The sequence below is a fragment of the Streptomyces sp. NPDC054863 genome, from assembly GCF_053610825.1.
Genome location: NZ_JBSGZD010000200.1, coordinates 1 through 14,485, shown reverse-complemented (window position 1 = coordinate 14,485; position 14,485 = coordinate 1). Strand labels below are relative to the sequence as shown.

Annotated in this window: 10 protein-coding genes; 6 read left to right on the top strand and 4 right to left on the bottom strand. The window is 70.9% G+C overall.

Features of this window, described 5'->3' with window-relative positions; genetic code table 11:
* Positions 1-42 precede the first annotated feature (42 nt).
* Genes ACWGIG_RS27560 through gcvPA form a run of 4 tightly spaced genes read right to left on the bottom strand, consistent with a single transcriptional unit; the run spans position 43 to position 5,143 of the window.
* Positions 43-789 carry an SDR family NAD(P)-dependent oxidoreductase gene (locus tag ACWGIG_RS27560; protein ID WP_453324377.1) on the bottom strand — a complete coding sequence of 249 codons (747 nt, stop codon included), beginning with the start codon at positions 787-789 and terminating at the stop codon, positions 43-45.
* A gap of 33 nt (positions 790-822) precedes the next feature.
* On the bottom strand, positions 823-2,154 hold the full coding sequence (locus ACWGIG_RS27555; RefSeq protein WP_453324376.1) for an ATP-NAD kinase family protein: 1,332 nt from the start codon (positions 2,152-2,154) through the stop codon (positions 823-825).
* The gene (gcvPB, locus tag ACWGIG_RS27550) at positions 2,151-3,764 is read right to left on the bottom strand and encodes an aminomethyl-transferring glycine dehydrogenase subunit GcvPB (protein ID WP_453324375.1); all 1,614 of its coding nucleotides are present in this window, start codon (positions 3,762-3,764) and stop codon (positions 2,151-2,153) included. Before gcvPB ends, ACWGIG_RS27555 begins: the two co-directional genes overlap by 4 nt.
* On the bottom strand, positions 3,761-5,143 hold the full coding sequence (gcvPA, locus tag ACWGIG_RS27545) for an aminomethyl-transferring glycine dehydrogenase subunit GcvPA (RefSeq protein WP_453324374.1): 1,383 nt from the start codon (positions 5,141-5,143) through the stop codon (positions 3,761-3,763). The genes gcvPB and gcvPA overlap by 4 nt, the downstream gene beginning before the upstream one ends.
* Before the next feature lie 141 nt (positions 5,144-5,284).
* Here gcvPA and ACWGIG_RS27540 point away from each other — a divergent pair, with 141 nt between their 5' ends.
* The 6 genes from ACWGIG_RS27540 to ACWGIG_RS27515 form a co-directional block, all read left to right on the top strand.
* Positions 5,285-6,622, top strand: coding sequence for an ABC transporter substrate-binding protein (locus ACWGIG_RS27540; protein WP_453324373.1), 1,338 nt, complete (start codon positions 5,285-5,287; stop codon positions 6,620-6,622).
* A gap of 7 nt (positions 6,623-6,629) precedes the next feature.
* Positions 6,630-7,577, top strand: coding sequence for a carbohydrate ABC transporter permease (locus tag ACWGIG_RS27535; protein WP_453324372.1), 948 nt, complete (start codon positions 6,630-6,632; stop codon positions 7,575-7,577).
* Positions 7,574-8,482 carry a carbohydrate ABC transporter permease gene (locus ACWGIG_RS27530; RefSeq protein ID WP_453324371.1) on the top strand — a complete coding sequence of 303 codons (909 nt, stop codon included), beginning with the start codon at positions 7,574-7,576 and terminating at the stop codon, positions 8,480-8,482. The genes ACWGIG_RS27535 and ACWGIG_RS27530 overlap by 4 nt, the downstream gene beginning before the upstream one ends.
* The gene (locus ACWGIG_RS27525) at positions 8,479-10,485 is read left to right on the top strand and encodes a beta-galactosidase (protein ID WP_453324370.1); all 2,007 of its coding nucleotides are present in this window, start codon (positions 8,479-8,481) and stop codon (positions 10,483-10,485) included. The genes ACWGIG_RS27530 and ACWGIG_RS27525 overlap by 4 nt, the downstream gene beginning before the upstream one ends.
* Positions 10,486-10,487: 2 nt before the next feature.
* The gene (locus ACWGIG_RS27520) at positions 10,488-12,686 is read left to right on the top strand and encodes an MGH1-like glycoside hydrolase domain-containing protein (protein ID WP_453324369.1); all 2,199 of its coding nucleotides are present in this window, start codon (positions 10,488-10,490) and stop codon (positions 12,684-12,686) included.
* A gap of 341 nt (positions 12,687-13,027) precedes the next feature.
* Positions 13,028-14,485 (top strand): ATP-binding protein (locus ACWGIG_RS27515; protein ID WP_453324368.1); only part of this gene is annotated, 1,458 nt, incomplete at its 3' end.

The window sequence follows — 14,485 nt, the reverse complement described above, 5'->3', positions numbered from 1 at the left end:
GCCGTACCCCGGGTGGCCTGCGCACGGACCCCGGCGGCGCCGTTATGCGGTGCCGCCGCCGTCGACCGGGATGATCGCGCCGCTGATGAACGCGGACGCGTCGGAAGCGAGGAAGGCGACCGTCTGGGCGATGTCGCGGGGCTGCCCGATGCGACCGAGCGGGCGGTCGGCCGCGTCCTCGTAGAACGCGTCGGCTTGCTCGCCGAGTTGGCGGGCCTCCTCGGCGAGCATGCCGGTGGCGGTGTCGCCGGGGCAGACGCAGTTGACGCGGACGAGGTCGGGGCCGTGGTCGATGGCCATGGCGCGGGTCATGTTGACGACGGCCCCTTTGGAGGCGCAGTACGAGACGGCGCGCGATCCGCCCGACATCCCCCATCCCGAACCGGTGTTGATGATCGACCCGCCGCCCCGGGCTGTCATGCCGGGTATCACGAGACGCGACATCAGCAGGATGGAGCGGATGTTGACGGCCATGACGAGGTCCCAGTCGTCGTCGCTGATCTCACAGACGGTGGACCGTCGGATGATGCCCGCATTGTTGAACAGGACGTCCACGCCGCCGAGTTGGTCCTGTGCGGTGCGTACGGCTTGCTCACAGTCGGTGCGTTGCGAGACGTCGCAGCGCACGAAGGTGCCGTCGGCCTCCTTGGCGGTGGCCTCGCCCGCCTCGGTGTCGATGTCGGCGACGACGACGCGGGCGCCGAGTTCGGCGAGGAGCAGTGCGGTGGCGCGGCCGATTCCCGCACCGCCGCCGGTGACGAGGGCGCGCTTGTTCGTGAGGTCGATCATGGTGCTCCTTCGGGGCGGGGTCAGCGGTAGGGGTCAGTGCGTGAGCCGGTACAGGGCGGTGCGGCCTCTTCCGGTGAGGACCAAGACGTAGCCCGCGAGGGCGGCGTCGAGGTCCTCGTCGCCGGTGTCGACCAGGAGGGGGCGACCGTGCAGGGCGGCGAGTTTGGACTCGGTGGCGAGGACGAGGAGGCGGCCGGAGCCACGGTCGGAGCCGGGGCCGACGGCCCGGAGGAGCTCGGGGGACAGTTGCTGGTTGCCCCGGCCGAGGAGAAAGCCTTGGCCTCCGATCGGCGAGAGGGCGATGAGGAGGCGGTGGCGCTGTGCGAGGGCGAGGAGGGCGGCGGAGTCGAGGTGGGTGGCGAGGAGGCTGCACCGGGGGAAAGGGGCTGCGGGGAACGCCCCGGGGGCGCGGCGAACCGCGCGACCGGCCACGCCGCACCCGCACGAACCAGCCCGCGACCCCGGCCCCGCAGCCCCCGCAGCGGAACCCGGGCAACCCACCGCCCCGCACCCGCCCGCCCGGCCGGGAGGGCCCGCCGCGTCCGCACGGATCAGAGCGCTCACCCCCGTCAGCGGAACGTCCGCCCCCAGCGCCGCCGCCACTGCCCGGGTGGTGGTCCCGGGTCCCAGGACCAGGAGGTCCTCCGGAGACATCCGGGAGGCGAGTTCGGCGGCCATGCCGCCCACCGCGTCCGGGGAGGCCGCCGTGGAGCCCGCCTTGCGCTGCTGGATGCGTACGGGGACGTACGGGACGGACAGCCAGCCGTAGAGGCGGGAGCTCAGCCGGCCCTTGCGCAACTGCTCCTCGTCACGGTCCATGACCTCGGCGCCGCGGAGCTCCGGGCGGCCGTGCGGGCCGAGCCAGGCGGCTGCGACCTCCCCCGCCGCACGCGGGTTCACGGCGAACACGGCCGAGTGCATCTTGACCCCCGTCGGAATGCCGAGCACGGGCTGTGTGCTCCCCTCCCCCAGTGCGGTGAGCACGTCGCGGGCCGTGCCGTCGCCTCCGGCGAAGAGGAGGAGGTCCACGTCGGAGGCGGCCAGTGCGCGTACGGCGGCGACGGTGTCGCCCGGCCCGGTCCCGACTTCGGCAGGCCGGGCCCGTTCCACGGTCCTGGCGCGCAGACCGGCCGCACGCGCCGCCTCCTCCCCCATGTCCCCGGCAGCCGTCAGCAGCTCGCACACACCGAACTCACCGCCCCTCGCGGTGAGTTCGCGCAGTGCTGCCGTCGCCCGCTGCCCCGCGTGCGGCACCGCGCCCAGCGCCAGGGCCCGGCGCTGGATGTCCGTACCGTCGCTGCCGCCCAGGCCGACCCGGCCGCCGAGACCGGCGACCGGGTTGACCACCAGGCCGAGGCGGATCACGCGGGGTCCGCAGCGCCCAGCACCTTGCGGCGATAGGTGCGCCAGCTCGGGGACCAGACGGCCGGGTCGTCCAGGGCTTCCGGGCGGACCCGGTGGATGGTGGAGCGGTGCGGGGCGGTGCGTACCGTCTCCGGGTCCTCGTACGCCTCGCGGGCCACTTCGGCGAGAATCGCCGCGTACTCGTCGAGATCGGCCATGGAGTACGACTCGGTGGGCTCCAGGGTCATGGGTTCGGGGACGACGTACGGATGGTGGCTGGTCCAGTAGTGGGCGGCGAAATCGGCCGCGCGCACACCGAGTTGCTCGCTGTGGATGCCGGTGTCGGCGTTCAGCCGCTCCCAGCTGTAGCGGACCTGTTCGACGCGGGGGCGCCCGGCCGCGTAAGGGACGGTGAGGCCGCGGATCTGCTTCACCTTGTGGAGGAGGTAGTTGTTGTTGAGGACGGCGGTCTCGGCGACCTCGCGCAGGCCTTCCGCGCCCATCGACATGATCCAGGCGTAGGCGCGGACGAGGTTGGGGACGACGCCGTGGTGCGGGCGGATCTTGCCGACGGAGTGCGGGCGGTCGTCGTCGAGCCAGTACCGTTCGCGGTCGGCGTCGAACTCGACGGTGGGGCGCGGGAGATAGGGCGCGAGTTCGGCCGTCACCCCGCAGGCGCCGGCCGCGGGACCGCCGCAGGCGTGCGGGGTGGAGAACGTCTTGTGCAGGTTGAAGTGGCACAGGTCGAAGCCCGCCTCGCGGGCCCGGGTGATGCCGAGGATGCCGTTGGCGTTGGCCTGGTCGTACGCGGCGAGGCCGCCCGCCTCGTGGACGACGCGGACGAACTCCTTGATGCGGGGGTTGTAGATCCCGGTGTCCTCGGGGTTGGTGATGAGGAGGGCGGCGGTGCGCGGGCCGACGGCGGCGCGCAGGGCCTCGATGTCGGGGTAGCCGTCGGCGTCCGGGTGGAGGGTGATGACCTTGAACCCGGCGGTCTTGGCGCAGGCCGCGTTGGACGGGTGGGAGAAGAGGGTGGTGATGATCTCGTCGCGGGTGTCCGCCTCGCCGCGGTCGGCGAAGTAGCCGCGGATCATGGCGACGTTGGTGTAGATGGCGGCGGATCCCGCGCCGGGCTGGAGGGAGACCCGGTCCATCCCGGAGATCTCGCCGAGGAGCCCTTCCAGCCGGTGCAGTACGGCGAGGACGCCCTGCACGGTGGACTCGTCCTGCTGCGGGTGCAGACCGGCGATCCGCTCGTCCGTCACGAACCGGTCGTTGACCTTGGGGCTGTACTTCATGGTGCACGTCCCTTGGCCCACATCGACGTTGAGGTCCGCGCCGAGGGTTTCCTGGGAGAGCCTGAGGTAGTGGCGCAGGACCTGCTGTTGGCCGATCTCGGGGAGGGCGGGCGGGGTGCGGCGGCGGAGTGCGGCCGGTACCTCGACCGTACCGACGGCTTCGGTGATCTCCGGGTCGACGGCGGGGACGAGGATGCCGCGCTCGCCGGGAGAGCCGAGTTCGAAGATGAGCTTCTCGTCCCAGGAGGCCTGGTGGAAGCGGCGCAGCGGAGGTTTGGCGGCGATGCGGGCGTCCTGCGGGGAGACCGGTCCTGCCGTGGCGTGTGCGCTCATTTGACGATCTCCTCCAGGGCGTCGGCCAGTTCGTCGATGTCGGCCTTGGTGTGGACTTCGGTGACGCAGTACAGGGCCCGGTCCGAGGACAGCGGGATGCCGCCGAAGAGGGAGCGTTCCAGCAGGTCGGCGTGGATCTCGGCGGTGCTGCGGCCTGACGCGTACCGGACGGGGAAGTCCGCGAAGTGGATGCCGTCGGCGTGCGGGACCTCGATGCCGGGGATGCGGGCGAGGCGCTGTTTCGCGTACGCCGTGTGGGCGAGGATCGTCCCGCCGATGTCCCGCATGCCGCTCGGGCCCATGAGGGCGAGGTACACGCCCGCGCCGATGCCGTGCAGGGCGGCGGCGGTGCCGACCCACTCCTTGCCCTCCTCGCGCACGGCGAAGGAGGTGCGCTCGTACGCGACGTCACCGAAGCCGTACTCGCCCTCTACGTCGGTGGGGACGAGCCCGAAGAGCCGGGTGGGGTACTCCGCGACGAGGTGTTCCTCGTCGTTCGCGCCGATGAAGCCCGCGTTGCCGCCGCCGTAACTCATGTGGATCCCGAGCGGCTGGATGTCGCCGCAGGTGAGGTCGGCGCCGTACGAGGAGGGCGGGGCCAGCACGCCGAGGGTCATCGGGTTGCAGCCGACGACGTACAACGCGCCTGCGTCGTGGGCGAGTCGGGCAAGGTCGGGCAGGGAATCGTCGATCAGACCGAGGCGGGTCGGGGACTCCGCGTAGAGGGCGGCCACGTCGCCCTCCGCGAGGAAGGACCGTACGGCGTCGAGGTCGGCGCGGCCGGTCGCCGGGTCGGCGGGGACCAGGACCACGTCGTGGTCGGGGCGGACGTAGTCGCGGATCTTGGAGATCTTGTCCGGGTCGACGTCTCCGCTGATCAACAGCGTGCGCAGGCCGGTGATGCGGCCCGCCATGCGCAGGGCGGTGCCCGCGGCCTGGAAGCCGTCGTAGACGGGGACGTTGACGACGTCGACGTCGAGGAGCTCGGCCATCAGCGACTGGTACTCCCACATCGCCTGGAAGCGGCCGTGGTCCTCGTACGGTTCACCGGCGTACGCGGTGAGGAATTCACTGCGGCCCATCACCTCGTCGACGACGGCCGGCACGTGGTGCGGGTAGCAGCCGCCGCCGAGGAAGCTCAGCGTGCGCGAGGCGGGAGTGTTGCGTCGCAGCAACTCCTCCATGTGGCGCACCAGTTGGGCTTCCGAGCGCAACGGTGCGGGCAGGTCGAGAGGGCGGCGGAGCCGTAGTTCCTCGGGGATGTCGGCGTAGAAGTCCTCGACGCCGGTGGCGCCGACGGCGTCCAGCATCGCCCGCCGCACGGCGGGGACCGAGTTCGGGATGTACGGGTGGACGGGTGACTGCTCGGGTGGGGTCATGCCGCGCCTTCCGCGTGCGGTGAAACACCCGGACCGACTCCGGGGATTTCAGGGGCAGTTGACGTACGACCTCTTGACGCAGCGAGGCGTCATTCAGTGTTCTGTATACAGCATTAGGCATTCCGACGGCAGGAGACAAGGGTGTCAACTCGACCTGGACGACGCGCGGTTCTGGCATCCGGTCTGGCGGCAGGGGCCACGGCCGCACTCGGCGGCTGCGCCACCGGGGGCACCGGAGGAAAGGGCGGGCCCGCCCCGGAGGTGAAGAAGGGCGACGGCAGGGGGCTGACGGGGTCGATCACCGTCTGGTCCTGGGACGTCGCGGCCAAGGCGATGCGGCGGCTGGCGAAGGACTTCCAGGAGAAGCATCCGGGCACCACCGTCAAGGTCACCGACATCGGTTACGACAGCGCCTACGACAAGATCACCGTCGGTCTGAAGGGGGGCAGCGGGCTGGCGGACGTCCTGACCGTCGAGGGCCCCCGCATGGCCACGTACATGGGGACCTTCCCGCAGGGCTTCTACGACCTGAGCAAACTCGCCGGAACGTACGAGAAGGACTTCGACAAGGCCGCGTGGCGGACGGTGGTGAACCCGCAGGGCAAGGTGGTGGCCCTGCCGTGGGACATCGGCCCCTGCGGGCTGTTCTACCGGCGGGACTACTTCCGGCAGGCCGGGATCAAGGCCGAGTCACTCGCGACCTGGGACGACTTCGTGCAGGCGGGTGAGCAGCTGAAGAAGCGCACCGGGCACAAGATGCTGATCCTCGACCCGGTGGAGGACTCCACCTTCGTGATGCTGCTCCAGCAGCAGGGCCAGCACCTGTACAAGGAGGGCAGGGTCGCGGTCGACACTCCCGAAGGGGTGCGGGCGGCGACGCTGCTCAAGACGCTCGCGGACAAGGGCCTGGTCGACTACCGGAAGGGGTGGGACGGACTGGTCACCGGCACGAAGGAGGGCAAGGCCGCCACCACCCCGACCGCCGCCTGGTGGATGGGCACGCTCGCCTCCGACATGCCCGAGCTGAAGGGGAGGTTCGGGGTGCTGCCGCTGCCCGCCTTCACCCCGGGCGGCGTGCGGACCTCGAACAGCGGCGGATCCGTCCTCTCCGTACCCGCCCAGAGCAAGAACCCCGAACTCGCCTGGGCCTTCGTCGAGTTCCTGCTCGCCGGCGTGCCCCACCAGATCTCGATGCTGAAGCAGGAGGGCCTCTTCCCCGCCTACCTGCCCGCGCTCGCCGACCCGTACATGAACAGTCCGCAGGAGTACTTCGGCGGACAGAGCGCGCTCAAGGTCTTCGCCGGCCTCGCGCCGACGACTCCCCCCGTCGAGTACACCAAGGACGGCGCCAAGGCGACCGAGATCATGAACTCGACGGTCGCCGGGATCCTGCTGCGCGACAAGCACCCGGAGCAGGCGCTGGACTCCGCGGCCGCGCAGATCGCCGCGGGCACCGGCCGGCAGCGGATCGCGGGCTGAGCGGGCCATGGCCGCACGCACAAGCGCCCCGAGCACACTGCCCGCCGCTTCCGCCGGTCGGCCACCGCCGCCGCAGGAGTCCGTACGCCGCCGCAAGCGCCACCGGACCGTCCCCTGGCTGTTCGCGGGCCCGGCCGCCGTCCTGTTCGTCGTCTTCTTCGCGTACCCGCTGGGCGCGAGCCTCTGGACGAGCTTCACCGCCGAGCGCGACGGCGTCCCGGTGTGGGTGGGGTTCCAGCAGTACCGGCGGATGCTCGCCGACCCGGCGTTCCTGGAGTCCCTGCTCAACGTCGGGCTGATCCTCCTCGTCCAGGTCCCGGTGATGGTGGTGCTCGCCCTGGTCCTGGCGGGCATCCTCAACCAGTCCTGGCTGCGCTTCCGCTCCACCTGGCGGGCGCTCTACTTCCTGCCCGCCGTGACCACGCTCGTCGCCTACGCCGTCGTCTTCCAGGTGCTGCTGAGGACGGACGGCGGACTGGCCAACCAGTTCCTGTCCGTGTTCGGCCTCGCCCCGGTCGACTGGCTCAACGACCCCACCTGGGCCCGCATTTCCCTCATCGCCTCGCTCACCTGGCGGTGGACCGGCTACAACGCGGTGATCCTGCTCGCCGGACTCCAGGCCATCGGCAAGGAGCAGTACGAAGCGGCCTCGCTGGACGGCGCGGGGACGGTCACCACGTACCGCAGGGTGATCGTGCCGCAGCTGCGTCCGGTGATCCTGTTCTGCGCGGTCACCTCCACCATCGGCACCCTCCAGCTCTTCGACGAGAACTACGTCCTCACCCGCGGCGGCCCCGACAACGCCACCCTGTCGCCGGTGGTCTACCTCTACAGGACGGGCTTCGACCAGCTCGACTTCGGATACGCGGCGGCGATCGCCTGGGCGGTCGTAGTGATCATCGCGCTGCTCTCCGCCGCCCAGTACTTCCTGTTCGGACGGGAGCGCCGCCGATGAACACAGCAGCAGAGGTACGGGCGAAGAGCCCGGACGTACGAGGGGGTCCGGCGGTACGGGAGAGCCCGGCGGTACGGAAGAGCCCGGCGCGCCGTCTCGCGGGGATCGGGGCCGGGCTGGTCCTGGCGCTCGGCGCCGTCGTCAGCCTGGTGCCGTTCCTGTGGATGGCGATCGCCTCCACGCACTCCACCTCCGACCTGTTCCGCTCCCCTCCCCCGTTCCTCCCCGGCGGTCAACTCCTGGACAATCTCGCCCGGTTGGAGGAGACGATCGGCTTCGGCCGGGTGATGCTCAACAGCATCGGCATCGCCCTCGTGCACACCGTGGTGAGCTCGCTGGTGTCCGCGATGTGCGGTTACGGGCTGGCCAAGTACCGGTTCCGGGGGCGGGGGCTGCTGCTCGGGTTGATCCTGGCGACGATGATGATCCCGTTCCAGGTGCTGCTTGTGCCGCTCTTCCAGATGATGGCGAGCCTGGGCTGGGTCAACTCGTACCAGGCGGTGATCCTGCCGTTCGTGGCCAACTCCTTCGGCATCCTGCTGATGCGGCAGGGCTTCCTCGACTTCCCCGACGAGCTCATCGAGTCGGCGCGGATCGACGGATCCGGCGAGCTGCGCACCTTCTACACGGTCGTACTGCCGTGTGTGCGCCCGCAGTTGGGAGCACTCGTCATCTTCACCTTCATGAGCGCGTGGAACAGCTTCATCTGGCCGCTGCTCATGCTGAACTCGGAGGACAAGTACACCGTGCCCGTGGCGCTCAACACCCTGACGGGGCTCTCCCGCGTCGACCACTCCGGGCTGATGCTCGGATCCCTGCTCGCTACGCTGCCGCTCATGATCCTCTTCCTGTGTTTCCAGCGGCAGTTCGTCTCCGGACTGCTCGGCGGGGCGGTGAAGCAGTGACGCGCCCCTTCCCCGAAGGCATCCAGTACGGCGGGGACTACAACCCCGAGCAGTGGCCCGAGGAGACCTGGGCCCAGGACGTCAAGCTGATGCGGGAGGCCGGCGTCACCATGGTGACGGTCGGCGTCTTCTCCTGGGCGAAACTCCAACCCACCGCCCACACCTGGGACTTCGGCTGGCTGGACCGGCTGATGGACCTCTTCGCCGAACACGGCGTCGCCGTGGACCTGGCCACCGCCACCGCCTCGCCGCCCGCCTGGCTGGTGCGCTCCAGCCTGTACGGACTGCCGGTCACCGCCGACGGCGTGCGCCTCGAATTCGGCTCCCGTCAGCACTACTGCCCGTCGTCGGACACGTACTCCATGGCCGTGGACAAGCTGGTCCGCAGACTTGCCAAGCGGTACGGCAAGCACCCCGCGCTCGCCCTCTGGCACATCCACAACGAGTACGGCGACCACATCACCGAGTGCTTCTGCCCGGAGTCGGCGACACACTTCCGCAAGTGGCTCCAGAAGCGCTACTCCACGATCGAAGGCCTCAACCACGCCTGGGGCACCGCCTTCTGGTCCCAGCACTACGGACAGTTCGAGCAGATCGAGCCGCCCCGGACCGCCCCGGGGCCGGTGAATCCCACCCAGGTCCTCGACTGGCGGCGGTTCTGCTCGGACGCACTGCTCAGGCTGCACCGCGAGGAGCGGGAGATCCTGCGCCGGCACTCCCCGGACGTACCCGTCACCACCAACTTCATGTCGATGATGAAGCCGCTCGACTACTGGCGGTGGGCCGAGCACGAGGACATCGTCTCCGACGACGCCTACCCCGATCCCGCCGACCCGCTGTCCCACGTCACCGCCTCGATGAACTACGACCTGATGCGGTCCCTCAAGGGCGGCAAGCCGTGGCTGCTCCTGGAACAGGCCCCGTCGGCGGTGAGCTGGCGGCCCGTGAACGTCCCCAAACCCCCCGGCCTGCAACGCCTTTGGTCGCTCCAGGCCCTGGCCCGGGGCGCCGACGGGGTCATGTACTTCCAGTGGCGGCAGTCCCGTGCGGGCGCGGAGAAGTTCCACAGTGCGATGCTGCCGCACCGGGGCACGGCCTCACGCGGCTGGCAGGAGACCGTGCGCTTCGGCGCGGAACTCGGGCGGCTCACGGAGGTGGCGGGCACCCGGATCAGCGCGCAGGTGGCGATCGCCTTGGACTGGGAGTCCTGGTGGGCGCTGGAGGGCACCGACCACCCCTCGGAGCGGATGCGCTGGCGTGAACTGCTGCGTCCTTGGTACGAGGCCCTGCACGCGCGCGGCGTCACCGTGGACTTCGTACCGCCGCACGCCGACCTCTCCCCGTACCGGCTGGTCCTGGCCCCGAACCTCTATCTGCTGCGCACCGAACACGCCGAGCGGATCGCGGCGTACGTGCACGGGGGCGGGCACCTGGTCTGCGGACCGTTCACCGGGGTCGTCGACGAGCACGACCACCTGCACGACGGGGGCGCGCCAGGACCGTTGCGGCAGGTGCTCGGGGTGGTCGTCGACGAGTTCTGGCCCGTGCCGGACGGGGAGTCCGTGCGCGTCGGGACGGACTCCGAAGCCACGCTGTGGAGCGAGTGGCTGGTGCCCGAGGGGGCGGACACCCTCGCCTCGTACACCTCGGGGGAACTGGCCGAACGGCCCGCCGTCACCCGCAACACGTACGGCAGGGGCAGCGCCCGGTACGTGGGCTGCCACCTCGGCGCGGGCATCGCCTCCGTGCTCGACGGGGCGCTGACCGAGGCGGAGGTGCTGCCCGTGCTCGACGGGCCGCCGCCCGCCGGGGTCGAGGCCGTGCAGCGCGGCCCGTACCTCTTCCTCCTCAACCACACCCGCCAGGAGACCGAGACCCCGGCGCTGCCCGGCACCGACCTGCTGACGGGTGAGCAGGTGCGGGGCCGGATCCGGCTCGGGCCGCTCGGCGCGGCCGTCGTCGACGTCACTTCGTCCACCTCTACGTCCACCACAGATAGGTGATCATGAATTCTCGTTCCCGCGCCCTGGCGGTGGCCGTGCTCTCCGGCACGCTCCTCGCCGGGGTCACCACCGTCCCCGCCTCCTCCGCTCCCCCCAGACCGGCGGACCGCACCGACGCGGCGCACGTCGACTACACCGACGTACTGGACCGGCACGGCTCCCCCACCGTCGCCCTGCCCGGTGACGCCGACGACAACAACCCGGTGAACGTCTTCGCGGACCGGGGCGCCTGGCACGCGTACGCACTTCCGAAGGCCGGGGACACGGCCGCGTACGGCGGGTTCACCGGCCCCTTGTACATCGCGCAGGAGTACCCGTGGTGGCTGAGCAAGGCCTTCAGCCGGATCCGGCTCACCGAGTCGGGGAAGGAGCTGGACCTGGCGGCGGGCGGCGCGCCGCGCTTCACCTCGCAGCCGGGTCGTCTCCTCCAGTCGTACGATCTCGGCCGCGGTCTGCTCCTGACGCTGGAGCTCCGCTTCTCCTCGCAGCGCACGGCGCTGGTGCGTGCCGAGGTCCGCAACACCGGACGGGAGAGCCGGACGCTCGGCGCGGGCTGGACCGGGTCGCTGCTGCGGCCGGCCGAGGCCCCGATGAAGGACGCGCCCTCGCTGAAGGCGACCGGGCGCGGTGTCGGCGTCGACTTCGCCAAGGTGCGGGAGACCTGGGACTACCTCACCGACGGCACCGAGCGCTTCGAGATCACCCACCGCGAGCCGGTCCGCACGACCGTCGACGGGGACACGTACCGCACCGAGGCGGCGGCGCCCGTCACCCTGGGGCCCGGCCGCAGCCACTCCTTCGACTGGACCGAGTCGTACACCTTCGCCGATTTGGAGCGCGTCCGCGAGGCTCCGGCGGTACGGTCCGCACTCGCCCGGCCCGGCAAGGCCGCCGAGTCCGGGGACGCCCGGTGGCGTCGTTATGTCGACTCGGTGACGCGCGGGGTGCCGCAGGAGCAGCGCCGCACGGCCGTGAAGTCACTGGAAACGCTGGTCACCAACTGGCGTGGTGCGGCGGGGAGCATCAAGCACGACGGCATCACGCCGTCGATCTCGTACAAGTGGTTCACCGGCGGGGTGTGGTCCTGGGACACCTGGAAGCAGGCGGTCGGCACGGCCCGCTTCGAGCCCGCTCTCGCCCAGGAGCAGATCCGGTCGATGTTCGACCACCAGATACGGGCAGACTCGGCGCGGCGCCCGCAGGACGCCGGGATGATCCCGGACGCGATCTTCTACAACGACACCGCGCAGGGCGGCGGCAACTGGAACGAGCGGAACTCGAAGCCGCCGCTGGCGGCCTGGTCGGTGTGGGAGGTGTTCACCAGGTCGGGGGACATCCGGTTCCTGCGCGAGATGTACCCGAAGCTGGCGGCGTACCAGGCGTGGTGGTACCGCAACCGGGACCACGACCGCAACGGCCTCGCCGAGTACGGGGCGACCGTCGACCCGCTGAACGCGACGCCCGAGGACCAGCGGCTCGCGGCGGCCTGGGAGAGCGGCATGGACAACGCGCCGCGCTTCGACAAGGAGCTGGGGGCGGGGGTGCTGCCCAACACCGGCCCCGACGGGAAGGTGGTGGGCTACTCCGTCAACCAGGAGTCGGTCGACCTCAATGCCTATCTGGCCGCCGATCAGGGGTACTTGGCGAAGATCGCGGGTGCGCTCGGCAGGCGCGGCGAGGCGCAGGGGTGGGACCAGCGGTCCCGGGCGACGCACACCGCCGTACGGGAGCAGATGTACGACCCGGCGTCGGGGTGGTTCTACGACAAGGCGCTGGGCGGCCGGGAGCTGCTGACCGCGCGGGGGCGGGGCATCGAGGGTGCGATCCCGCTGTGGAGCGGATCGGCGTCGAAGGCGCAGGCCCAGGCGGTGCGCGGGAAGCTGGTCGACCCGGCGGAGTTCGCCACACGGGTGCCGTTCCCGACGGTGGCGAAGAGTTCGCCGTACTTCGCGCCGACCCGGTACTGGCGGGGTCCTGTCTGGCTCGACCAGGCGTACTTCGCACAGGACGGGCTGCGCCGGTACGGGTACGGCCGGGACGCGCACGCGCTGACCGGCCGGCTCGTCACCCGTGCGGGCGGAATGAACGGAGACGGTCCGATCATGGAGAACTACGACCCGACGACCGGGGCGCCCCTGAACTCCCCCAACTTCAGCTGGTCGGCGGCACTTCTGCTGCCGATGTTGACGCGGGGAGGCTGACCGGCCACCCGTCAATCTCCCTTCTTCACCGGCCTGTTCGCCCTTCGGGGCGGGCAGGCCGGTTCTTCGTTATCAAGCCCCACCGGTCACTGTCCTGCGCTTGCGGCATATTCCTTCCATCCGGTGACCCGTCGTACACAACCGAGCGCCGAACGTACAAAGTCGGTGAGTGTATGCCTGGGACGACGATCGGTGCAGGGGGTTGAGGGAACCGGCCGACGCACTGATCCCACCGGGCTAAGCTCGCTGCGCAACAAGCCGAGTTGATGTGAATTCATCCACTTGTTCCCCTAGGTCGCACTTGTTTGAATACGTCCCCCAATTAGCGCCAGAGGCTCTCCATGGTTCGGGTTGATTCCCCCCCACGTCAGGCAGCACACCAGGCACGACAGACACGTCAGCAGGAGCCCCCGCTCGTCCGGCCGATCGCCCTGGCCGTCGTCCTGACGGTCGCGGCGACGGTCGCCGCCGCGTTCGCCGTCAGCGGGTCCGCCCGGATATCCGTCGCCTGGGCAGGTGGGGCGGCGACCGTGGTCGTCGCCGTGCTCACCGCCGAAATCGCGCGCCGGGGAAGGCTGTTGAACCGGGCGAAGGCGGATCACTCCCGGCGGACCGCCGCGCTGGAGCGGCGGCTCGCCGAGCACGACGACGAGACGGTGCGGCTGGCCAAGGAACTGATGCCGGCCGCGATCCGGCGGCTGCGCTCGGGCGAGTCGCCCGCCGAGGTGATCCGGGACGTCGTCGACGCCGACGAGCGCTACCGCGACCTTCCGTACGCACAGCGCGAGTTGCTCCGTACGGTGCTCGACATCATCGACCTCGAAGAGGCCAGGCGCGAGTCCGCGCAGCGCGCGTTCGTCAACATCGCCCGCCGGGTGCAGGCCATCGTCCACCAGCAGTCCAGTGAACTGCGGCAGATGGAGGAGGACCACGGGCGCAACCCGGAGGTCTTCGACGACCTGCTGCGGATCGACCACGGCACGGCCCTGATCGGCCGTCTCGCCGACTCCATCTCGGTGCTCGGCGGCGCCCGCCCGTCCCGTCAATGGCCGCGTCCCGTACCGCTGTTCAGCGTGCTGCGCGGCGCCATGTCGCGGATCCTGGAGTACCGCCGCGTCGACCTGCACTCGATCGCCAAGGTCGCCATCATCGGCACCGCCGTCGAGCCGCTCATCCACGCGTGCGCCGAACTCCTCGACAACGCCACCCGCTACTCGCCGCCGCAGACCCGGGTGCACGTCACCGCGGTCGAGGTGCAGACCGGCATCGCCATCGAGATCGAGGACGGCGGCGTCAGCCTCAGCGAGGAGGCCCGCGGCCGGGCCGAGAACATGCTCGCGCAGGCCCAGGCCGGCATCGACCTCAACGCGCTCGGCGACACCCCCCGCCTCGGCATGGCGGTCGTCGGCCGGCTGTCCCAGATGTACAACCTCCAGGTGTCGCTGCGGCAGTCCGCCTACGGCGGTGTGCGGGCGGTCCTGATCGTGCCGCGCGACATCGTCACCACTGGTCCCGCCCCCGGCATCGCCCACGGCATCGGCGCATCCGCCGTGCCGCGCGGCGGAGTGAGCCAGGGAATGTCCCCCGAGGAGGCCCGGGTGCCGCAGCGCAAGCCCCGCCCGGCCGCGCCGAAGCCTCCGGTGCCGATGCAGCCGCCGGCCCCGACGCACACGCCGCCGGGCCCGGTCTCCGTACCGAGGTCGGCCATGGAGGACGACGTCCCCGTGGTCACGGAATGGACCGAGAACGGGCTGCCGCAGCGCCGCAGCCGGGGCCGTGCGCCCCTCGGTTCCCACAAC